Origin of the sequence: Brevibacterium linens ATCC 9172, assembly GCF_900169165.1 — a bacterium.
Lineage (GTDB): Bacteria > Actinomycetota > Actinomycetes > Actinomycetales > Brevibacteriaceae > Brevibacterium > Brevibacterium linens.
Genome location: NZ_FXYY01000002.1, coordinates 288,611 through 310,286 on the forward strand (window position 1 = coordinate 288,611; position 21,676 = coordinate 310,286).

Annotated in this window: 16 protein-coding genes and 1 pseudogene; 10 read left to right on the plus strand and 7 right to left on the minus strand. The window is 59.8% G+C overall.

Annotated features, from left to right (window positions below; genetic code table 11):
• Positions 1-457: 457 nt before the first annotated feature.
• Entirely contained in the window at positions 458-3,001 is a 2,544-nt protein-coding gene (locus BLIN9172_RS02880; RefSeq protein ID WP_205751016.1) for an NB-ARC domain-containing protein, read from the minus strand.
• 991 nt (positions 3,002-3,992) lie between these two features.
• Between BLIN9172_RS02880 and pabB the strand changes: the two genes are divergently transcribed.
• Positions 3,993-6,416 carry an aminodeoxychorismate synthase component I gene (pabB, locus tag BLIN9172_RS02885; RefSeq protein WP_240811929.1) on the plus strand — a complete coding sequence of 808 codons (2,424 nt, stop codon included), beginning with the start codon at positions 3,993-3,995 and terminating at the stop codon, positions 6,414-6,416.
• The gene (locus BLIN9172_RS02890) at positions 6,413-7,267 is read left to right on the plus strand and encodes an aminotransferase class IV (RefSeq protein ID WP_101553749.1); all 855 of its coding nucleotides are present in this window, start codon (positions 6,413-6,415) and stop codon (positions 7,265-7,267) included. Before pabB ends, BLIN9172_RS02890 begins: the two co-directional genes overlap by 4 nt.
• Here BLIN9172_RS02890 and BLIN9172_RS02895 read toward each other — a convergent pair.
• A pseudogene (locus BLIN9172_RS02895) lies at positions 7,165-7,494 on the minus strand (transposase); the annotation flags it as partial. The gene BLIN9172_RS02890 and the pseudogene BLIN9172_RS02895 overlap by 103 nt on opposite strands.
• A 605-nt stretch (positions 7,495-8,099) precedes the next feature.
• On the minus strand, positions 8,100-8,411 hold the full coding sequence (locus BLIN9172_RS02900; RefSeq protein ID WP_062861908.1) for a putative quinol monooxygenase: 312 nt from the start codon (positions 8,409-8,411) through the stop codon (positions 8,100-8,102).
• A gap of 107 nt (positions 8,412-8,518) precedes the next feature.
• Between BLIN9172_RS02900 and BLIN9172_RS02905 the strand changes: the two genes are divergently transcribed.
• Positions 8,519-9,460, plus strand: a complete 942-nt coding sequence (locus tag BLIN9172_RS02905) for a GlxA family transcriptional regulator (protein ID WP_096145798.1) — start codon at positions 8,519-8,521, stop codon at positions 9,458-9,460.
• Between the two features lie 366 nt (positions 9,461-9,826).
• On the opposite strand, the gene BLIN9172_RS02910 is transcribed toward BLIN9172_RS02905, so the two are convergent.
• Positions 9,827-10,540, minus strand: a complete 714-nt coding sequence (locus BLIN9172_RS02910; RefSeq protein ID WP_101553750.1) for an aspartate/glutamate racemase family protein — start codon at positions 10,538-10,540, stop codon at positions 9,827-9,829.
• A gap of 110 nt (positions 10,541-10,650) precedes the next feature.
• Between BLIN9172_RS02910 and BLIN9172_RS02915 the strand changes: the two genes are divergently transcribed.
• From BLIN9172_RS02915 to dctP, 4 genes are all read left to right on the plus strand, one after another.
• On the plus strand, positions 10,651-11,688 hold the full coding sequence (locus tag BLIN9172_RS02915) for a LysR family transcriptional regulator (protein WP_101553751.1): 1,038 nt from the start codon (positions 10,651-10,653) through the stop codon (positions 11,686-11,688).
• Positions 11,688-12,182 carry a TRAP transporter small permease gene (locus BLIN9172_RS02920; protein ID WP_101553752.1) on the plus strand — a complete coding sequence of 165 codons (495 nt, stop codon included), beginning with the start codon at positions 11,688-11,690 and terminating at the stop codon, positions 12,180-12,182. Before BLIN9172_RS02915 ends, BLIN9172_RS02920 begins: the two co-directional genes overlap by 1 nt.
• Entirely contained in the window at positions 12,179-13,774 is a 1,596-nt protein-coding gene (locus BLIN9172_RS02925; RefSeq protein ID WP_101553753.1) for a TRAP transporter large permease, read from the plus strand. The genes BLIN9172_RS02920 and BLIN9172_RS02925 overlap by 4 nt, the downstream gene beginning before the upstream one ends.
• A 141-nt stretch (positions 13,775-13,915) precedes the next feature.
• Positions 13,916-15,193 (plus strand): TRAP transporter substrate-binding protein DctP, encoded by a 1,278-nt coding sequence (dctP, locus tag BLIN9172_RS02930; RefSeq protein ID WP_101553754.1) that lies wholly within the window; start codon positions 13,916-13,918, stop codon positions 15,191-15,193.
• A gap of 195 nt (positions 15,194-15,388) precedes the next feature.
• Here dctP and BLIN9172_RS02935 read toward each other — a convergent pair whose 3' ends face one another.
• Genes BLIN9172_RS02935 through BLIN9172_RS02945 form a run of 3 tightly spaced genes read right to left on the minus strand, consistent with a single transcriptional unit; the run spans position 15,389 to position 16,794 of the window.
• On the minus strand, positions 15,389-16,042 hold the full coding sequence (locus BLIN9172_RS02935) for a hypothetical protein (RefSeq protein ID WP_101553755.1): 654 nt from the start codon (positions 16,040-16,042) through the stop codon (positions 15,389-15,391).
• 30 nt (positions 16,043-16,072) lie between these two features.
• Positions 16,073-16,498, minus strand: a complete 426-nt coding sequence (locus tag BLIN9172_RS02940; RefSeq protein WP_069600377.1) for a type II toxin-antitoxin system VapC family toxin — start codon at positions 16,496-16,498, stop codon at positions 16,073-16,075.
• Positions 16,495-16,794, minus strand: coding sequence for a FitA-like ribbon-helix-helix domain-containing protein (locus BLIN9172_RS02945; RefSeq protein WP_205683410.1), 300 nt, complete (start codon positions 16,792-16,794; stop codon positions 16,495-16,497). Before BLIN9172_RS02945 ends, BLIN9172_RS02940 begins: the two co-directional genes overlap by 4 nt.
• A gap of 113 nt (positions 16,795-16,907) precedes the next feature.
• Between BLIN9172_RS02945 and BLIN9172_RS02950 the strand changes: the two genes are divergently transcribed.
• The 3 genes from BLIN9172_RS02950 (at position 16,908) to BLIN9172_RS02960 (ending at position 21,430) form a co-directional block, all read left to right on the plus strand.
• Positions 16,908-18,941 (plus strand): ABC1 kinase family protein, encoded by a 2,034-nt coding sequence (locus BLIN9172_RS02950; RefSeq protein WP_240811930.1) that lies wholly within the window; start codon positions 16,908-16,910, stop codon positions 18,939-18,941.
• A 17-nt stretch (positions 18,942-18,958) separates the two neighbouring features.
• Positions 18,959-19,852 carry a patatin-like phospholipase family protein gene (locus BLIN9172_RS02955; protein WP_308297931.1) on the plus strand — a complete coding sequence of 298 codons (894 nt, stop codon included), beginning with the start codon at positions 18,959-18,961 and terminating at the stop codon, positions 19,850-19,852.
• A 534-nt stretch (positions 19,853-20,386) separates the two neighbouring features.
• Entirely contained in the window at positions 20,387-21,430 is a 1,044-nt protein-coding gene (locus BLIN9172_RS02960; RefSeq protein ID WP_170286851.1) for an S-methyl thiohydantoin desulfurase family protein, read from the plus strand.
• Positions 21,431-21,676: the final 246 nt, after the last annotated feature.

Here is a 21,676-nt window from a genome sequence, read left to right on the forward strand (position 1 = left end):
AACGTCGTCATCTCCTGGGGCCGGTAACTCTAGAGAAGCGGGCGAATTTGGTATCTGTGCCGAGAAGATTAAAAGTTCTCTGATCTCCGTAGAGGATGTGTGCCTCGGTCGCTAAGGGTTTTCGCATGTGCAAGAAGAAGGCGGTGGCGCGCGCGATAGTTCTGACGTAGAACTCTGCCGATGCAGGGAAGCGGTTATTGGCCACACTGTAAATTGCAATAGTAAAGCCCTTAGGCCAGTAATCAATAATTTTGCGAAATTATACTCAGTTTCGATTGACGCCTGTTGTCAAGGCTTAATTCCCTACAGGTCGGCTCATTTGTGTTATTTTAACTATAGTCCCGGTAAATCCAAACTTGTCAGACGACGCGATGTGATATCTCACCCGAGTTTGAACGCTTGTCTAAATAGGCTAAAGACAGCTCTATTCAAATGGGTTCATAGCCGGATATCGCTTCTAACCTCGATTCAATAGACGAATGCCCGATGCGCGATCCCCTTTGTTGCTTTGAGAAGGCTCAAAAGTGCACAGGTCGCCCTCCGTTAAGAACTCCCAATCTGATCGGTCGAGGAACTGAGAGATATGAAAGAAGTATTTTCCTGTAGGACATTGGAAAAACCCGTATCCTTTGTCCTCAAACAAGGCAACTACAGACCCGAGGGTTCTTGTAGAAAACTCTTGGTCTGACTGCAACACACCTGAAAGTCGGGAACTAAAAATGCGCGATTGTTTGGCAGGATAGCCAATGCCTTTTTCCGCCAAATCTTCAGACAAATTATGCAGCTGCAATATGCGGTCGACTGTTTCGTCAGTGAATACGCGTGAATCTAGGTGCTCCAAAAGGTCCACTCCTGATTCGAGGACAGCAACCGCCTCATCATAATCCTCGATTGCTATCTTTTCATTAATGGCTGCGGCGACTGCTCGAAGTGCAAGGGTGGTGGCCGCGCGTTGATGACTTATATGAGCGATGTCACTCTTAGCGAGTTCAGATGAAACGACGATGGTAGAGTCGTAATCCTTGAGGCAGAAGTGTGCCCATGCGATTTGCCCCGATATATCGGAATCCGCAGATGTGGCTCTAGATGCTCCTTGAAGCAATTCTAGAGCTCTATGAGGTTCACCTGCGACGTTCAATAGAGAGTCTCCGAAATGAAAGAGGACCGCAGCATTCTCAGGAGCTAGTTCGACGGCACGTTCGTATGCCGCTAGAGCCCCAGACAGGTCTTGAGCCAAGCTTCTAACGAGCCCCTCTACGCGCCATCCTTCGAAATATCCCGGTGCAAGTTTCTGCGCTTCGGTGCAAAGAGCAAGAGCTGCGTCGGTATCATTTGAAATATCGGTGATCGCACGGCGCAGGAGGCCAGCGGCGTGGTAGTCTCCTGCGTTTCGGACATAAACGCTAGTAGGCGCTAACGGCGAGGTAGTGATTTCCGCAGATACCTCAATTCCCAAATTGCGTAGTTCTTCGTTTCTCTGGAAAAAGAGGTTGCGCACGGAGGCTTCGGCTGGATGATGTTTCTCTAGATACTGCCGAGAAAAATCTGACAGCTCGTAGGCCGTGTCTAGGCTATATCCACTAGTTTGGCTAGTCATTGCAGTGAAGTTGGTCGTGATCAGTTCGAGTAGAGATCGTTGAATTTCATCCGCTGTAAAGTCATTGAGGTATGCTAGCTCGGCCTGGTTCTTCGGTCCTTGCAATACTTGCATTGAACGAAGAGTCGCTCTCGCATTATCTGACAGGTACTCATAGACATTAGACATGCAATAGTCCAGGAGTAGTTCGTTGTTTCCTAGCAACTCTTCCGGCCTGTAGCCCGCCTGAACTCCTGCGACAAACCATCTAATATAAGCTGGATGGCCTTGCATGCTGTTTGCAAGTCGCTCTATATCGTCTTGTCTCAGCGCCTTTAGTTGTTTAACGTCTCGGATTCGAGCCAAAGCATTGAGCAGTCGCGCCGATTCATATGGTTCCAATGGAGACAGCTGAACCGGATTTTCGATTCCAAGACCGATACGGCTAGTTACAATCACTTTACTGCCTATGGGTAGTTCCAGCAGGAACGATCGAAGCCGATTGTCAAGGACTGTTTCTAAATTGTCTAGGATCAGGAGAACTCTGAAATTCTCCATATATTCGAGCACTTCATCAACGGGGTTTGGAATGTATTCAACGCCAGATAGCTCTTTCGCCGCCGATCCAATTAGCCCTAGCGAGGTCTCAATGGCTCCATTAATGCGTTGAATCTCGTTTGGAGTCAAGACCGTTGCCTTTGCGGTTACCCAAACAAATGCGTCAAATTGTTGTTTCGGATCGTCGAGTAGATCATAAGCGGCTTTCAGCGCGATGGAGGTTTTTCCAATGCCTCCATCTCCGAGAATCGATACCACCGGGTATGCGCCTTTGATGGCCTTTTTAATTCTTCTAAGCTCGCCTTGTCTTCCGAAGAACCCGGTTTCATCGAAGTCTGGGACTGGTAGATTGTGCTGGGGTACGTTATCGGGATCTGCTGGAAGACTGATTGTAAGTCCCAAGACGAATGAAGGATCGTTTTCGAGTCGGTCTAGAATCGATTGTACTTCTGGCCAATCGCTGGAGTTGTGCCGAATTAAACATTTTGCTGCATCGATAAGGGTTGACGCATCGTCGATTTCCATAGGTCGATTATGTGCGACTCGATTGCGAATCGCGACTATGTATTGAAAGTACGGCTTTATATTGCTTAGGCCTTGAGCGGTGTTTTGCGAAAGCTGATTCATATTACTTTGTAGAATCTCGTAGCTCTCGGCAAAATCGAGAAATGATAGAAGTGAAGACAGGTTCTTTGCTCGTGTAGTCCCCTCTTTCGCCATCCTGTCGGTGGATTTCTTTATCTGCTCTGCAGAGATTAGGTCTTCCATGTCTAGATGGCCGAGTTCGATAAGAATCTTATCTCTAATATCAAGTTCGATGGCCGCAATCATCGCAAAACAAGTTAGTCGGGTTGCACTGTGGCTCATCTTTGGCCGCCTATCGTTCGAATGGGTCCTACTTCGTCGTTGGGAGTCACAATACCCGATCGCTATCGAACCGTAGTCGATCTTGAAACGCGCAGCGTCGGCGTAAGCCGCGGAGTTCGGGACCGTAGTTCTCTTTGGGTCCAATGAGGGTGTTTGGGCGAGGAAGCTGGACTCGTGTAGGCACGGACGTTTCGTCGATTCCAGATGGGGGATTTCGACTAACTGGCTCGCTTGAGGACCACTTTCTGATCCTCAGTATGTCTAACGGGGTCTCGTGTAGTAGAGGGGTGTGCCGACTCTCGTCGTGTACTCGAGGTCGCTGTTTCAATGTTTCGACCATCTGGCTAGGTGCGCCGGGATGGTCAGGTTAAGGCTCCCAGATACTCGGTACGTCACCTGACATTTTCTGGTCTCTTATGATGGAGTCGATTCCCGACGTCAACTCCTGCGCTGTCGATAGCTGCGCCTCGCCCCGATAGTTGCTGGTCGATCGCTCGAGCTGGCTGCATAGACGTCTGGTGTATTGACGGTCGTTTGTCCGCGCGGAATTGGATGGATATAAATCCTTTCCCGTATATCTGGTCGTTGGTCTGCTGGCACGCGCCGCCGGCCTTGGGTCGGCTATCCTTCTGCTGGATTCGTCGGCCGTCGGATCTAGAGTTCGGCACCATGAAGACGACTTGGGCGACCTTGGGTAGCTGAGTCCCCATTGGGCATGAACTACTATCCTGGTGCACGTGGTCGGCCCCGTTCACGGCTAGCCCAGTTGTGGACAGAGCCACGGTCTTGAATGTAATGCATTAGTTTGAGTATTTTGGCTCTGCCTTTTCGCAGGCTGAGATTGTGTGAGATTTGGTCAGAGTGGCGGTGAGGTGAAAGGGCCTGGGATTGTATGCCGAATTTTATTGGAGTTTCCCGGTTGTTTGGCGTACTGGCGGGAGAGTACCGGCTTCCATCCAAGTCTTTGATTGATTTGTGGGAGGGGAAGACCGTGGTTCGTACGTTGCTCATCGACAATGACGATTCGTTCACGCTCAACCTTTTCCACCTCCTCGCCGAGGTGAACGGATGTGCGCCGACGCTTGTGCCCAATGATTGGACCGAGTTCGAGCTGAGCGTGCTCGACGATTTCGACAATGTCGTCATCTCCCCGGGGCCGGGAACCCCGGAGAGGCCAGCCGACTTCGGTATCTGCGCCGAAGTGATCGAACATTCCCCGATTCCGGTACTCGGCGTGTGCCTCGGACATCAGGGGATTGCTCACGTGCACGGGGGAGGCGTTGCCCACGCGCCGGAGCCTCGACACGGTCGAGTCTCAGCGATCCGGCATACCGAGACCGAACTGTTCGCCGGGATCCCCTCGCAGTTCTCAGCGGTGCGGTATCACTCGCTCGCAGTGACCGACCTCCCTGCGTGTGTGGAGGCGACCGCGTGGTCCGAAGACGGAGTCATCCAGGCGCTGAGGCATCGGTCCCGACCGCAATGGGGAGTCCAGTTCCACCCGGAATCGATCGCCTCCGAGGAGGCACGGACTCTGCTGCGGAACTTCGCCGAGCTGACTGTGGCGTGGAACAGGCGGGACCGGAGGAAAAATGGCCTGCCGGCTGGCGAGGATCGGGCAGGGACGGATGTCGACTGCGATCGCGACGTCCCCGCGGGGACGTTTGCGGCGCTGGTTCGGTCGCACACGACCGTCGGTCCTGATGCTGGGCACCACTACATTCTCGACACCGATGTTCTCCCTCAGACTTTCACCGACGAACGTCTCTTCGCCGAGCTCTTCGGTGACGAACCTGAGGCCGTTTGGCTCGACGGAAATTTACCTGGCAATGACTCGTCCCGGTTCTCGATCATGGGTGCGCCGTCCGGTCCGCTGAGCAGAGTAGCGACTGGCTCTGTGCCGGAAGGGGTAGTCGAAGTGCGTTCGGCCGGTGACGAGTCAGAGAATGTGACTGAGTCGTCCGGATTCTTTGACTGGCTCGAAGCCGAACTCGCAAGCGCGACCGTTGCGGTGACCGGCGAAAGAACAGAAGCGCAAGGCATCAAATCCACTTTTCCCGGCTTGAGCGCCTTAAGCCACGATCTGCCATTCGATTTCCGCCTTGGGTGGGTCGGTTATCTCGGCTACGAGCTCAAGGCCGAGGTCGGCTCGCCGAACCAGCACGAATCCGACCTGCCTGACGCCGTCATGATGTTCCTTGATCGCGCATTGGTCATCGACCACGTCACCAAGAGCATTCACCTTCTGGCACTGCGTCATGACGACGACCCAACTGGCCACATAGCAAACCAGGACTGGTTTGACCACACACGCGCACGGATCGCATCGGTCCCCGCCGAGGAAATCAGTGGTACTGACCAACGGCGGGCCACCTCGTCGAAGGCAGACACCTCAACCCCAGCGGAACGTCGCAATCCAATCCTCGTGGCACGGCACAGTCGGCGCGAATACCTCGACCTCATCGACCAAGTGCAAAAGAAGATCACCGATGGCGAGACCTACGAAGTCTGCCTGACGAACATGCTCGAGGGTGCCGCCGACCCGCACGAGACACCGCTGGATATGTATCTGCGGCTGCGCGAGGACAACCCGACGCCGTTCGGGGCGTTCATCCGCACGCGCGAGGCGGCGATTCTCAGCACGTCGCCGGAACGGTTTCTGCGTATCGGCGCCGATGGTCGGGTCGAGTCGAGGCCGATCAAGGGCACTCGCCCCAGGGGCGCGAACTGGTCCGAGGACGAGGCAATCAAGGCTGAGCTGGCCGCCTCGATGAAGGACCGGTCGGAGAATCTCATGATTGTCGATCTCGTTCGGCACGATCTCGGGCGTACGGCCAGTTTGGGGTCGGTGCAGGTGGACACGCTGTTCGGGATCGAGTCGTATGCGACGGTGCATCAGTTGGTCTCGACGGTGAGTGCACGCTTGGCCGAGGATGCTAGCCCGGTGGCGTGTGTGCGGGCGGCGTTCCCACCAGGGTCGATGACTGGGGCGCCGAAGCTGCGGACGATGACGACCATCGAAGAGCTCGAGGCCGGCCCGCGCGGGGTGTACAGCGGAGCAGTCGGGTATTTCTCGCTCGGCGGTGCCGTCGATCTCAGCGTCGTCATCCGCACGCTCGTCGTTCAGGGTGAGACTCTGAGTTACGGGGTCGGCGGAGCGATCGTTGCGCTCTCGGATTCCGAGGAGGAGTACGAGGAGACAGTGGTGAAGGCGGCTCCGGTGCTGAGGCTGCTCGGTGGAGTGGAGCTCCCCGGCGAGGTTGTCGTTCATGCGAACGACCCGTCCGAACTGAGGACACATATCCATTCGACTGAGCAGATAGGCGATGTTGACGCCCACACCATGATCCCCGCCGAGGAGGCCGGACCGACCGATACCGCTGTGGCTGAATACTCGGGTGGAGTTGAGCGATGAACGTGTGGCTGTGGAATCAACAGGATCACCGTTTCGAGGAGCCTACGACGGACTTCAGCTCATCGAAGCTGATGGCCGCCGATTCGTGGCTTGTTGAAGACGGGCGGGTACGAGCGTTCGACCTCCATCGGACACGGTTCGGTGATGCTGCTGCGCAGGTGGGGATGGGTGATGCGATCACCGACGATTTTTGGGCGGCAGTGGTCGAGAAGATCCCGGCGAAGGGGGAGTGGTTCCCGCGCGTAGATGTCCTCGATGTTTCTCCTGACGCCGAACGTGAGTTGGCATTCCGGTTGCGACCAGCACCGACTCGGACGCAGGAGTTGAAGGTTCTCATCCCGCCATATTCCGACCCGCGAATCACTCCGAATCGGAAAGGCCCGGACATCGCATTGCTTGAGCGTGTGCGGACGGAAGCACGTGAGCAGTATGGCTGTGACGAGGTATTGCTCATCGATGGGGACGGGTACGTCATCGAGGGAGCAACGACGAGCCTGCTGTGGTGGGACGAAGAGACCCTCTGCGCACCGGATCCGGAGTTGGGAGCGCTGCCGGGAGTCACCTCGGCGGTGATCCTTGAGGAAGCTCGCGCTCGGTCGGTTCCGATCGAGTTGCGGCGAGTGCGGCCCGAGGAGCTTATCGACCACGAAGCATGGCTCGTCAACGCGCTCCACGGGATTCGGCGAGTGAGTGAACTCGTTGACGGGAGTGACCTTCACGACAGCGTGCAGCGCGGCGATGAGCCGAATCAGATTTGGGCTGGGCATAGAGGCGGACCCCATGCGGATGCGGTCCGGCTCGGCCGTTGGCGTGAATGGTTGGAAACGATTAGGGTCGCTCCGGGCATGTGAAGGCTCCGGGCGATGTAGTTGGTCAGGTTGCGGAACCCGAGTGCGGAGCCGCGCAGGTGTTCGAGCCGTCCGTTGAGCGCCTCGGTCGGCCCGTCGCTGGTGCCGGGTCGTTCGAAGTAGGCGAGCACGTCAGCGGCTCGCTTCTTCAGGGTCCGGTCCAGGGTGTTGATGTCGGTGAGCACCTTGGGGACGCCGGTGCTGAGGTCGGTGATCAGCTTCTCCATGAGTAGGAACATCCGTTGTCGGGAGACCTCGACGTCTATCTGCGGACCGACGTGCCCGGCCGACCTACACCGTCATCTGAGAAGACCCCTGAAACGTCTTCGACGACGGGACCGGCGAGGAGGAGGGCGCGGTGAGCTAAAGGAATGGAGCTTGCTCGGCTTGGACGCCGCCGCAAGCTCCGGTGAAACGATCGGTACTGGTCGGTCCTCGTCGGTCACCACCGGTTGGCAGCGTCCCCCATTCTCGGCGTTTGCGCAGGTCAGCGGCTCGTTCGCCCAGCGGACGCATCAAGCGATAGACGCAAAGCCGACGTGATTAGGTCGTCGGTTCGATTCCGACAGGCGGCTCCGGCGAAAAGCCCCTGACCTGCGGAAACGCAGGGCAGGGGCTTTTCTGTTCTGGTGGTCGAGCGATGCGCTGGCCTCACGGCTCTGCCCGACACCGACGTCGCTCTCCTCTGCGACGGACCCCTCGCCGGCTGAGCGCTCGCGGCCGCCATCCTGTCCCTGTGCCGATAGGCCTCACACCGCTCGGCAACGCAGCATGGCGTTGCGTCGCGACCTGGCGACGGGCTCGGCGGGGCGCGATCGTCTCGTGCGTTGGCGGACTACGGGAGCTTGGAGGCGAGGACGTCGGCAGCCAGGATCTCGGGTGCTGCGCTGAGGAGGTGCTGGTTGGCCATCAGGGCTGCGACGATGGCGCCGTTGGCGTGGGCGTCGCGAGCGGCCTCGTCGGGGAATGCATCGAAGATCCAGAAGGTGTCGGCGTCGGTCCTGACCGCGAACCAGACAATCGTTCCTACTTCTTCGTTGGCGAGTGCGACAGCGCCGGCGAGCAGATCGGCGACCGCGTCGTGCTGTCCATCGGCCGCGACGATCTTGGCGACGAAGGCATACGGAAGTGATGCGGGTGTTGACATGAGGGACTCTCCTTGAAGTCGTGGTTCTTCGTGTGACGAGTTCAGCTTATGACGAGCGAGGGCCGGTGGGTAGTGGCGTATACGGCAGTATTGCTATTGTTTACGTCATGCGTATTGGACTGATCGCGATTGACGGCTGCTTCGGTTCGGCTATCGCGTCGATCATCGACATCGTGCGGGTGGCCGACGGAGCCCGCGGCGATGTCGACCCGCGGATCGACCCGATCGAACTCGCCATCCTCGGACCGAAACGGCGAGTGGCCACGACGGCATCGATGACCCTGTCGGTGGACCACCCGCTGTCGGAGTCCGCAGAGTTCGACGTGGTCGTCGTCCCTGCGCTTGGAACCCTTACGGCCGCCGCTACCAATGACGCCCTCCAGAGCCGAGATGCTCGTTCGGTCATCGCCTCGCTCGGGCGCCTCGACGAGGCGACCACCCGGATCGCCGCGGCGTGCACCGGCGTGTTCGCTGTCGCCGAGACCGGACGGATGCATCATCGGCGGGCGACGACCAGCTGGTTCCTGGGGCCGGAGTTCCTGAAGCGCTATCCGACCGTCGCCCTCGATCTCGACACCATGGTCGTGGTCGACGGGAACCTCGTCACCGCCGGCGCAGCGTTCGCCCACATCGACCTCGCGCTCTCACTCGTGCGATCGATCAGCCCCGACCTGGCCCAACACGTCGCCAAGCTCCTCATCATCGACGAGCGCCCGTCGCAGGCGGCCTTCGTCGCCTACGAACATCTCCGGCACGAGGACCCGATCGTCGTCGAGTTCGAACGCTTCGTGCGCGCTCGCCTGGACGAACCGTTCAACGTCGCCTTCGTCGCGCAGTCGCTCGGCACCAGCCGGCGCACACTCGAACGACGAGTCCGTGCGGCGCTCAACCTCACTCCGCTCGGCTTCGTCCAACGGCTTCGCATCGAACGAGCTCGGCACCTCTCAGCAACCACGGACCTCACCTCCGCCGAGATCGCGCTACGGGTCGGCTACGCGAACGCCGAGACTCTGCGCTCCCTCCTGCGTAGGGAGCGACGCCGTTCTTGACCTATCGCCATGCCTGTAGCCGGTGTGCTAGTGCTCGACTGGAACCACCTCTCAGCACGTCGCGTCGACGCTCCTGCGTCGCCCCTGGACGACCAACTCGACACGCCCGCAGCACAGGCCATGTGACGTGTCCCGGCTTCCCGAACGGTCGGGGTTGGGTGGCTGTGGTGTTGCTGCGTTCTCGTCGAGAGGATCAGCAGACTCGATCAGAGTCGATTGGGATAAGACGCGAAGGCGGTCAGGTCAGGGCGGCCGAAGCAGGCCGGCGGGGTAGCGTCGGACTCTCCATTTGAAGGCGCACGGTTCTTGACCGGATGCGTTTTGGCTCGTGGCGATCACCGTTCCGATCGTCGCAGTCTCCGATGTTCAATGCCGAATGGTTACAGGCTCGTCCGCCATCATCCACTCAACAATCGCCGCCACATGCGCATCGACTGAGTCGATGGCTGGCAGGGGAGCGGTCTCCGGTGGGACCAACAGGCCGATCTCCGTGCATGACAGCGCCACCGCGTCAGCGCCGCGGGCCTTGAAGTCGTTCATGATCTCGACGTAGCGTGCCCGCGAAGCATCCGTGAAGACTCCCTGCGTGAGTTCGTCGAAAATGATCTGATCGACCTCGAGGCACGTCTCCTCATCGGGAACGAGCGTCCGGATTCCCTGCTCCTCGAGTCGTCCCGTGTAGAAGTCATCGAGCATCGTCCACTTCGTGCCCAGAACCGCCAGCGTCGAATAGTCCTGACGCTTCGCCACTGTCGCGATCGAATCGACCATGTGAATGAGAGGCGCATCGACTGAGGCTTCGATCGCCGGGGCGCACTTATGCATGAGATTGGTGGCAATCGCGACAGCTTCGGCGCCGCCATCGACTAAACGCTGCGCCGTCGCCGTCAGGGATGCATCATTACCTGCCCAATCGTTGGCCTCCTGCAGCTCCCGGATGTCCGCGAAGTCGCACGAGTCGAGGAGGATCTGCGCGGAATGATGACCGCCGAGCTTTTTGGCCACGGCATCGTTGATCTTCGTGTAGTACTCGATGCTCGAATGCCAGCTCATTCCACCCAGCAGACCGATCCTGCGCATACTCCCACTCCTCAAATCAGCACTTAAGTCACGACGATTACTTCCAGTGTGGTGCGCATCATCCACCTCCGGTAGACCCAGTTCCCTCTGCTCTGACATAAGCTGGACTTATGTCTACTGTCTTCGAACAGGCTCTCGACCTCGGCGAGCCCAAACGCCTCCTGATCTTCGGCGCCATCGCCGAATCCGGCAGCATCGGTGCCGCAGCCCGCGAACTCGGCTGGTCCCAACCAGCACTGTCCCAACACATGAATGCGCTCGAGAAAGACCTCAACGTCACCCTCTTCGATCGCACCCCACGCGGCATTCGGCTTACCACTGCCGGCCAACTCGCTCGCATTCGCGCCAACGAGGTGGCCGCCTCGGTGACGGGATTGCGCAGTGACCTTGCGAAAGCCTTCGGCCTCGGCGGACGCAATGTCCGGCTCGCCGGATTCCCCAGCTTCGTCATCGGCCCATTGGCCGCAGCACTCGGCAGGCTGGAAGCAAACGCGGGCACACAGGCTGACTCGCCGCTTCACCATTCGTACGAAGTCTCCGAGGCCGAACCGCCCGAAGCACTGCGGATGCTCGACGATGGCGACATCGACATCGCCTTCCTCTTCCATCACGAAGACGAAACCCCGCCCGAGCTCTCCGGACACATGACCGTCGACCTCGGCGCCGACCACCTCGACCTGCTTGTGCCTGAACGCTGGAACCGTGCCGGGCAGATCCAACACCTCAACGATGTTGCCGAACTGCCGTGGATCATGGGATGCGTGCGGTGCCGATCCACCGCCGAACGCCTCTGCCGCACTGCCGGCTTCGAACCCCGAACCCGGCACATCACCGACAACCCCGCCGCCATCCAATCGCTCGTCTCCAACGGGCTCGGCGTCGCGCTGCTGCCTCGCAGCGCCCGCCGCTACTCCCAGATCCCCGGCATCGACCCGATCGCCCTGGAAGAAGCCGGCACCCGTCGAGTCTCCGCGCTGATCCCCGACGGTTTGGCTGACGCTTCCGAGGTGCTTGACCTGATCGATGCGCTGCGAGCCGCCGATATCGCCGTCGGTGGGACAGGCGCGCCAACCGGCGCCGATGCAGCAGAAGCCGCTATCGGTGCAACCGCCGCCGGCACCGCGACCGACCGTTACAGTGACTCCTGATGAGCACGTTCACCAAAGTCCTCGATAGGTGGCTGACGGTCACCACGGCCGTGGCAATCATCGTGATGATGCTCCACATCGTCTCCCACGCCCTGGCCCGATCGATCTTCCACGCCCCGATCTACGGCACCAACGAGATCGTCGAATACTGGTACCTGCCGATCGTTGCGCTCCTCGGCATCCCCGCCGCCCAGCTGCAGAAGGAACACATCACCGTGACCATGGCCATCGAGCGGGCAAAACCCGCCACCGCTACGGTATTCACGGTCTTCGCGTGCCTCCTCGGCACACTCGTGTCGATCGCTTTCGCCTGGTTTGGGCTGAGCAAGGCACTGGAAAACACGGCTATCGGATCGACCGCCGATGTCTCCGACGTCATCACCTGGCCCGTGTACTACCTCGTGCCGGTCGTGTTCGTGCTCCTCGCTGTGCTTTACATCCTCGACGCCTTCGCGATCCTCCGCCGCCGCACCGAAGCAGGCGAGCAGGAGTGAACGCGAAAACCGACCTCACCGGCGCACCCCTGCCCCCAGAAGACTCAAACAGCGCGAACATCATCGGCACGACCACCCAGAAACCCACCACAGCACTCTTCCCACGCGGATCCCGCCGCGAACGCCCCGGCACACTGGCCCTGACCATCGGGTTCGGGCTCGTCGCCGTCTGCCTCGCAGGCCTCTTCACCAGCCCATCTGCGGCCATCGGCGGAGCCTGGTGCATCGGAATGATGCTCGTCCTCCTCTTCCTGTCCGTCCCGGTGGCCATCGCCTTGTCCGTACCATCGATCATCGGCGTCTACGCCGTGTCCGGCATCCCGGCGACGATGAACATCCTCTCCACCGCCCCATTCAGTGCCGTCTCTGACTGGTCGATGAGCGTGCTGCCGATGTTCATCTTCATGGGCATGCTGCTCACCCAATCGGGACTGTCCGGCAAGGTCTACCGGGTCGCCGACCACTGGTTCAGCTGGCTGCCCGGCGGCATCGGCATCGGCACCACCTTCGCCGGTGCCGGGCTGTCGGCAGTCACCGGTTCGACCATCGGCATGACCTACGCGCTCGGCCGCGCAGGCATTCCCGAAATGCTCAAAGCCGGCTACGACCGCCGCATGGCCGTGGGAACCGTCATGGTCTCCGGAATGACCGGCAACCTCATTCCACCCTCGATCCTCATGGTCGTCTACGCCGGCATCGCCTCTGTGCCCGTCGGCCCCGCCCTCATGGCCGGTGCCCTGCCCGGAATCGTGCTCGCCGTCTGCTTTGCTGCCTTCATCTTCGCCCTCGGCGTCGTCGCCCCGAAACTCGTCGGCCGCGGTCAAAGCGCCCAGAATCCAACGAACACCACGGACACCACCCGCCCAACAACAACCTGGCGTGACCGCTTCACCTCCCTGACCAGCGTGTGGGGTTTCGCGATCATCCTCGTCGTTCTCTTCGGCGGCATGTTCTCCGGCATCTTCACCCCCACCGAGGCCGGAGCCGCCGCCGCACTCTGCTCACTCCTGCTGTGCCTGTGGGAGAAGCGAGACGACGGGCCGTGGCGGAAGGTCGCGGATTCGGCCATGGATACGGTGGCGGCCACCTCGGCGATCTTCTTCATCATGATCGGCGCGACCATGCTCACCAGCCTGCTCGCCATAACCGGACTCGCCCCCATCCTCACCGGCCTCATCACTGACCTCGGGCTCTCGCGGATCGGATTCCTGCTCGTCCTCATCGTCCTCTACATCGTCATGGGCATGTTCTTCGACACCCTGTCGATGATGCTGCTGACCATCCCGATCCTCCTGCCCACCCTCGAGACGATGGGCGTGAGCCCGCTGTGGTTCGGGGTCTTCGTCGTCCTCCTCGGCGAGTTCGCCATGGTCACCCCGCCGGTCGGCATCATCCCCTACATCGTCCACTCGATCGCGAAGAACTCCGAGGTCAACCTCGGTGCCACGGTCACGCTGCGCGACATCTTCATCTCTCTGCTGTGGTTCCTGCCCGTCGGTGTCATCTTCCTCATCCTCATGGTCGCCGTGCCCGGAATGACCGAATGGCTGCCCGACCTCATCAGCCGCACGAGCGGGGGAATGCCCGGATAATCCTCGCCGAGGTGGCCCTGCCCACCCGTGCACTGTGTCGTTCGGGTGGCTGCCGCAGGGTGTGAGCGGACTCATGGTTAGGGTGACCTCATTCAGGCATATGATTGGAGGGAATTCTCAGCCTTCGTTCAAAGGAGTCCCATGAAGCGCATCCGCACGGCAGCACGCCCCGCCAAGGCCATTGCGGCGGTCGCATCGCTGGCACTGTTGGCCGGATGCGCAGGATCCGTCGGCGGTGAGGGATCAGGTTCGGGCGACTCCGCGGGGAAGGGCTTCGCCTATGAGGCTTCCCAGGATGAAATCGATGCGGCTCTGGCCGACCTTGACCCGGTGACGATCAAGTTCCAGCCGTCGTCGATGTCGGAGAAGTCGATCCTCGCGCCGAACGGACTCGACGTGAAGAAGGCCATCGAGGAACGCTCGGATGGCAAGATCACCGTCGACATCGTGTGGGGCCAGGCTATCGCCAGCTACGCCGACGTCGATGACGCCCTGGCCGATGGACGAGTCGACCTCGCATTCACCCTCCCGTCGTACACCCCGGCCGAGTACCCCGCCTTCGACGCGATCGGCACGGCCATGTCGACCCTGCCGTCCTCGCCGGTGGCCAGTGATCTGGCGGCGAACGCGGCCGGTGTGCAGGCAGCATGGGAGACGCCCGAAGTGCTTGAAGAATTCGAGAAGAAGAACCTCGTCCCGCTCATTCCGATGCTCGCCGCGGGTGGGTATTCGACGATGTGCTCGAAGCCGATGACGTGGCTCGATGACTGGAAGGGCAAGCAGGTGCGTGTCGGTTCGGCCGCGGCGGGCAAGCAGATGACCGATCTGGGTGCGACTCCGGTGTCGTTGTCATTCCCGGAGACCTATGAGGCGCTGCAGCGCGGAACCGTTGATTGCGATCTCGGTCAGCTGGCACCGAACGTCGAGGCCGGCACCTTCGAGGTCGCCCCGAACATCGGTGTGGCCTCGGACGCGGGCATTGCCCGTTCGGCGGGTGCGATCACGGCGGGCAAGAAGTATGCGGAGCTGCCGGTGGCCTACCAGCAGGTCATCTTCGACTCGATGTCGACGACATTCTCCACGATGATGGAGGTCGTTATCGGTGCGAAGGCGCAGGCTGTCGAGCAGGCGAAGGACAACGACGGTTCAGTTCAGCCGTTTGACGATGACGTGCAGAAGCAGATGGCGAAGTACGCGAAGACGCTGTCGGACAAGACCGCTGAGAAGGCTGGCGTTGACGGCGCGCCGAAGACGCTGGGCACCGCTGGAACCGAATGGGCAAAGTCCGTGTCCGAGCTCGGTTACGACGACAAGGGTGACTTCGCCTCACTCGACGAGTGGTACCCGGAGGACGCCTCGTACGACAAGCTCGGCGACGAGCTGTTTGAGAAGGTCATGGCCGAGCACCGGCCGGAGTGATCCGGGACGCTAGTTGCTGTCATTTCGATGAGAATCTCGGTTGGGCTGGAGTTTATTGAACTCTCGGCTCAAATTCCGAGCGGTTCAATCTTTCAATACTCCAGCTATTAGAATCGTACAGACAGTTTGAAAGGCTCAAGCTGTTCGCAAGCTGAAGCTGATTACTGTGCGAGGAGTCCTCGCTGAAAAGTGACTCTATTCGTTTAGGTACCAGGCCGTGGTCTCCAGAGTATCCACGCCAATAAAGTTCCTCAGTAATCGATCCTTCCTTCTTGGCAAAATTACATATTTATTGTCATTTTTGTCGTGCTTGACTAGGTGTTTAACTGTTTTTACGCTACCGTATTTGAGTTTCGAGTATATTAGCCCGCGAATCTGATCGCGTACCGTCGACGCGTGCATCAAAAACGTAACGGTGGCTATGCACGCGATAAGTAGGATGGCGGCAGAGATCAGAGTGGTTGCCGTTTGCGACCAGTTCCAGATCGCGCCGAGCGCAATTGCGCCAGCGACTAGAGCAAACGTAGCTGCGAGAACCGTGAGGGCGACCGCGAAAGATGGCAGCAGTCCTGAAGGGAGCAGTATCCGCGGTAGCCTCTGCTTAAGCATGTTTCTCGCGCTTAAATTAAGTAACGTGACAACTTCTGAAAGATCGGAGTCTTCGTTGCCATTGGCATTACGGCTAGACTCGGCCATTTCGCTTAACTTGATTTGAGCTTCTAATTCGGAGACAAGAGAGGAGAGTTTTTCTTCGTGTCTGGTTGGCTTGAAGTAGTCGAGCCCTTTTGACACGAGTACTGAAAAAGCACTGGACCCTAATATGGCTAATAGTATTGTGCTGAAGCTCATTGTCCTCCTATCGTGATGCTCCCGAGCTGATCAGTTTGACTGCCCCGTCCACGGATTCACTAGCCGGACTCCAGCAAGCGCTTCGAAATGTTTGGTGTTTCGCGTTGCGACAGTCATCTGATGCGCAACTGCGATTGAAGCAATGAGGGCATCATCGAGAGGCGCATGCTCGGGTACGCGGAATGAGCCCAGTGCGCGGGCGGCAGGCAGATCGAAAGGGAGAATGCGTCCCGCGAATCCGGGGAGGAGCATTTCCTCGAACCACATTCGCAAGATCTTGCCTTGCTGCGAATCTGTGCGTTCTTTCGCCGTCACACCACGTTCGATCTCGGAAATGCTCAGGGCCGATACAAACTGGGCTTGCGCGGGCACCGAACTCGACCAGGATTCGACCTCCGGATTTCGACCGCGCACTCGCAGAGCCGACAGGACGTTCGTATCGAGAAGGAAGTTCATAGCTCTGCGCTGCGGGCTTTCAGACCGAGGCGTTTCGGCTCGAACTCGAAGTGCGTGTCCGTAGGCATTGAGATGAGATCAACGAGTGTCGGCTCCTCTGCCGCAATGCCGACCGCAAGGGCTTCCCTGGCTTCTGCCTCGATGCTCGAATGATGTGCAGCCGCCCGTCTTCGCAGTATGGCTTTGGTGCCCTCCGGCAGATTGCGAATCAAAATCTGTTCCACGACGCCTCCTCCTGATATCAACTCAATGATATCGTTTACAGTGCTTGGTGAGAAGAGGTTCTTCCAATCCACCGCAAACTCTCAATCGCACACACTCCCTGATCAACTAGGCTGGTGACGGCGCCAGACCACAGCGTGCCGGCCACGGCAATCCACGCCCCACGGGGTCGCAGGACCACAGACGAGTGAAAGGTGACAAGCGGGTGACGATCCTCTACACCATCGGACTGGGCGTCCTCAGCGCGCTCATCGTCGGATTCCTCGTCCGGCGGATGATGCTCACCGGCACCGGAGCCGCCCGCAACACCATCGTCTCCCTCATCATGGGCCTCTCCATCTGGCCCATCACCCTCCAGGCCTACAAGCTGCTCGGCATCTCCGAATCCGACCAATACCCAAACCTGTCGATGAGCTTCCCGGCGATCATGGTCTTCCTGCTGCTCTTCGCCTGGTTCATCGTCATCCAGATGTTCGTCCTGCTGGCGATCGAACTCATCATGCCCTCGGGCACCCTGAGCTCACTGATCCGCAACGCACCGAAGATCCCCACCTGGTACCGCCGCGTCAACCGCCTGGCCCAGATCCAGTCGATCCTCATCAAATTCGGCCTCTCCCGCTACCTTCGACCGCGAATCCCCACTCTGCGCGTTTCCCTCCGCGAGATCGCCGCCACTACCCGTGACGCCCTGGCCGCCTCGGGGGTCACGTTCATCAAGCTCGGCCAGTTCATCGCCACCCGCGGAGACATGATCCCGCACGAATTCGTCGAGGAGTTCTCAACCCTCCAAGCCGGGGTCAAGCCCGTTCCGTTCGCAGAGGTGAAAGATCAGCTTGAAGCCAGATGGGGCCGTCCCGTCGCCGAGGTGTTTGCCGAGTTCGATGAGAGACCCTTCGCTGGTGCCTCCGTCGCCCAGGTCCACCGAGCCGTGACCTGGGAAGGTCGCGTGGTCGCGGTGAAGGTGCAGCGGCCGAAGATCCGCAAACAGGTCCGAGCCGACTGCGATATCGTCCTCACCCTCGCCGACCGTCTCGATCGCACCACCGACTGGGCGAAGAAGATCGGCATCGCGAAACTCGCCCGCAGCTTCGTCGATTCCTTGCAGGGCGAGCTCGACTACCGCGGCGAGCTCGCCCAGATCGAGGCTCTCCGTCTCGCCGACGAGACCGGCCGGTCGACGACGAAGACCGAGTCTGTCGTCCATATTCCGCACGTGTACAAGGAGCTGTCCGGCGAGTTCGTCATCGTCATGGACCTCGTCGAAGGTGTCCCGCTGTCCCACGGCGACGAGGTGGTCGACCAGCTTTCCGACATCGCGCGCAGAGAGATCGCCCAGGACCTCTTCCTCATGGTCGTCCGCCAGGTGCTCGGAAAGGGCATCTTCCACGCCGACCTCCACCCCGGAAACATCGTCGTCTCAAGCGCCGGCCGTGCCGGCCTCGTCGACTTCGGCGCCGTCGGCCGCATCGACAAACGCGACCGCCGAGCCATCGCACTGCTGCTCATGGCCTTCGACTCGCAAAACTCGCAGGCCGCGACCGCGGCCATCCTCGAACTGCTCGGCACACCGAGCGAGGTGAACCTGCGGGAGCTGCAGCGTGAAATCGGGCAGATCATGCTCAAGTATGGCGATGGCGCCCCTGGCTCGACCTCAGCTGCGTTGTTCGGTGAGCTCATCGACTTCGTGGTCGATTTCGGTTTCCCGATGCCGGCTTCAGTTGCGACGGCGTTCCGTGCCATCAGCACCCTCGAAGGGTCAATCACTCGCCTCGTGCCGGAGCTCAACCTGCTGGCGCTCGTGACTCAGCACGGCAAGACACTGCTGCGTGAGGTCGGGGGACTGGGAGTCGACCGACACGAGATGACGCTCTACGCGGCAGCGACCGCGCCCCAGATCGCCGAGCTGCCCGGGCAGATCTCGCGCATCGCCGGTCACCTGCAGGACGGCACGCTCGACGTCGGCACGAGCGGGCTGAACATTGCGACGATCAAGAATCTGCTGGTCTCCACGGTTGAACAGTTCATTCAGGTCATCGTCTCAACTGCACTCATCCTCGGCGGGGTGATCCTCATGGCCGCGGACTTCGGACCTCCTCTTGCTCCAGATCTCAAACTCTTCACGTACTTCGGCGCCTGGATGTTACTTGCTGGTAGTGTGATTGCGGCGTTGGTTCTCGCGCCAGCGCTCAGGCAGCGGATGACATGGGAAGGGTTGGGGTAGACCAAGTGGCGGAGCCAGTGGAGACGACGCGAATCAGCGATACCGCACTCATCTTCGAAGGCGGTGGGATGCGGGCTTCGCTCACCAGCGCCATGGCAGTCGTCTTGCTCAACGAAGGCCTGTTGTTTGACTGGGTCGCTGGAATCAGTGCCGGAGCGTCCACTGCAGTGAACTACCTATCCGAGGACAAATGGAGAGTGCGTCGATCGTTCGTCGAGTTCGCCAAGGAAGAAGAATTCGGCGGGTGGCGCTACTTCGCTCGCGGCAAAGGGATGTTCCATGGCGAGTACATCTACCAACGAGCGGGTGCCCCCGACGAAGCATTGCCGTTCGATTGGGACACCTATGAGGCGAGCACCGGCGACATGCGGGTCATCGCATTTGATGCGGTGACCGGCGAGGAGGCGGTGTGGTCGAAGAAGGACACCCCGAACATCGACGATTTGATGATCAGAGTGCAGGCGTCATCGACGATGCCGATTGTCATGCCGCCGGTGCATCTCGATGGGCACGTGTACGTCGACGGCGCGATGGGGCAGGACGGCGGCATCGCGTTGAGCCAGGCACAGCGTGAGGGCTTCGAGAAGTTCGTCATCGTGCTGACCCAGGAGCGCTCATACAGTAAAGTTGCGCAGCGGTTCCCAGCGGTCTACCGGGGAATATTCCGCAGGTATCCGGCTTTGGCCGACGCACTGCTGACCCGTTGGAAGCGGTACAACGAAACCCGCGAACGTATCTTTGCCCTCGAGGAGGAAGGCAAAGCGCACGTCTTCGCTCCCGACCGCATGCCCGTCGACAACAGCACCCGCGACCTCTCGCGATTGGCTGCAGCCCACCGGATGGGGCTGTCCCAGGCCCGACGTGAGTTGCCGGTCATCCGAGAGTTCCTCGGGGCACAGAGCGCGGTGTAGGCACCTGAGCATCACCACCGTCCGTGGAACTCTTCAGTTTTTCCAAAGATGTGCTCCTTCCGATATTCGCACCCGGCCAGGGGCCAGACTGTGCCGGAGGAAAGGCCGAGGACAAATTCTTCGCGGTTGCCGACGAGCCTCTTGTCGTGGACTTCTCGAGACGGTAGGTGCCTTCGTTGGCGCAAACGCACTCGCTGACGCTCAGGCAGTTGTCCTTGCAGGTGTATCGGAAGCGTCGACTGTTCCACGGAACGAGGACGCCCATCGATGACGTTGGAAACTGTCCGCCAAGACATGCGACCGATTGCCTCCCGGATCAATCCCTCTGGTCATGCGTGCTCTTCGACACCCATCGCCGAGTCCGGACGGCCCAATGAGTCGAACGCCGTAACGCAGTGCGAGGGACGTCTTCGCGGCGCCGACAATAAAGTCTCGGTCCGCTGAGTGGGCGTGTACACGGGCTGAATCCTGGCCAGAAGGCTCGAGATCCGATCACTACGCTGAGATGGGCACTCGGTGCGAGATCATAGTGTTGTGAACTCTTTCGAAACCTCATCGTGGAGCTTGACCTCACGAGACTTCGACTCTCTCGCTGCCGGGGCAGCGCTCCTCGGTTCGGGAGGCGGCGGCGATGGTCGAATCGGCCAAAATCTTCTGAGCAGCCTCCCGCCGGAAACCAGCATTGCAGTGGTGCGGGCCGACAAACTCCCAGACGACGCCAGTGTCGTTCATGTCGGCACGGTCGGTGCACCGGACGTCGTCAGCGAACGTCTGCTCGATCCTGCCGACTTTGCTCAAGCGGCCGAGACGGTCGCTGACCTGGTGGGGCGCGATGTCGATGCAATCGGGTGCGTTGAAGTCGGTGGACTCAATGCACTCATCAGTGTGCTGGTGTCCGCGCATATCGGCGTGCCCATAGTCGACGGCGATCTTATGGGCCGAGCGTTCCCGCGAATCCACATGACTTTGTTGTCAGCACATGGGCGAAGGAGCACCCCCTTGTCCTTGGTGAGTCCCAGTAGGGATGTCGCAGTCCTCAAAGACGGGTCGCCTCGGCGGCTCGAGGCGATGCTGTCGGCCATTGTGAGTTCGATGGGAGGAGCAGCCGCGCTGGCCGTCTATCCCGTATTCGCGGCGGAGCTCCGGCAGATCGGAATGGGGCCAAGCTTGAGTCACTGTTTGGATATCGGCCGAGCATTCCGAAGAAATATGCACTGTAAGACCACTGAGCTGATTGAGGTCATCGGCGGTCAGCTTGTTGCTGAAGGAGTCGTTGAGGAGGTGCGCAATGGGAACCTCAGCTCTCTGACAGTTGTCAATGATCTGCGACGAAGTACGGCGAGAATCGACTTCATCGATGAGTTTCTTGCAGTTACTGTCGATGGTGCGCCGGCTGCGAGCACTCCGGAGATCATTATCGTTGTCGACCGGACGACGAACCGCCCATTGAGATGCGACGAGGTGACTCGGGGACTGTCGGTGGTGGTGGCGACACTGCCGAGTATCCATGAGTGGCCCGAGGACGCGTTGTCGTTGGTTGGTCCCGCAGCCTTCGGCATGGACGTAGGAGAGGGCTGAGACATGGTCGAAACAGCGAAGGTCCGGGACCTGTTGTCCTATCCTGTGCTGAATGGTGTTCGAGTGGTTGCCGGTGAGGCAGGACTCGATGATGAGATGAGCGATGTCGTTTGGTTCGCCGGGGACCTGGGCGCTGCGGACCGTGCGGTATTGGTCTGCGCTCGCGCAATCAGCGTACCTTCGTACAAGCTCGACTCCGTGGTCCGGAAAGCCCACGGTGCCGGCGCCTCCGGACTTCTTATCCTC

Excerpts from the sequence above, each read along its gene's own strand:
- BLIN9172_RS02880 (WP_205751016.1), bottom strand. The coding sequence starts at position 3,001 with ATGAGCCACAGTGCAACCCGACTAACTTGTTTTGCGATGATTGCGGCC.
- BLIN9172_RS02890 (WP_101553749.1), top strand. The coding sequence starts at position 6,413 with ATGAACGTGTGGCTGTGGAATCAACAGGATCACCGTTTCGAGGAGCCT.
- BLIN9172_RS02900 (WP_062861908.1), bottom strand. The coding sequence starts at position 8,411 with ATGTCAACACCCGCATCACTTCCGTATGCCTTCGTCGCCAAGATCGTC.
- BLIN9172_RS02905 (WP_096145798.1), top strand. The coding sequence starts at position 8,519 with ATGCGTATTGGACTGATCGCGATTGACGGCTGCTTCGGTTCGGCTATC.
- BLIN9172_RS02910 (WP_101553750.1), bottom strand. The coding sequence starts at position 10,540 with ATGCGCAGGATCGGTCTGCTGGGTGGAATGAGCTGGCATTCGAGCATC.
- BLIN9172_RS02915 (WP_101553751.1), top strand. The coding sequence starts at position 10,651 with ATGTCTACTGTCTTCGAACAGGCTCTCGACCTCGGCGAGCCCAAACGC.
- BLIN9172_RS02920 (WP_101553752.1), top strand. The coding sequence starts at position 11,688 with ATGAGCACGTTCACCAAAGTCCTCGATAGGTGGCTGACGGTCACCACG.
- dctP (WP_101553754.1), top strand. The coding sequence starts at position 13,916 with ATGAAGCGCATCCGCACGGCAGCACGCCCCGCCAAGGCCATTGCGGCG.
- BLIN9172_RS02935 (WP_101553755.1), bottom strand. The coding sequence starts at position 16,042 with ATGAGCTTCAGCACAATACTATTAGCCATATTAGGGTCCAGTGCTTTT.
- BLIN9172_RS02940 (WP_069600377.1), bottom strand. The coding sequence starts at position 16,498 with ATGAACTTCCTTCTCGATACGAACGTCCTGTCGGCTCTGCGAGTGCGC.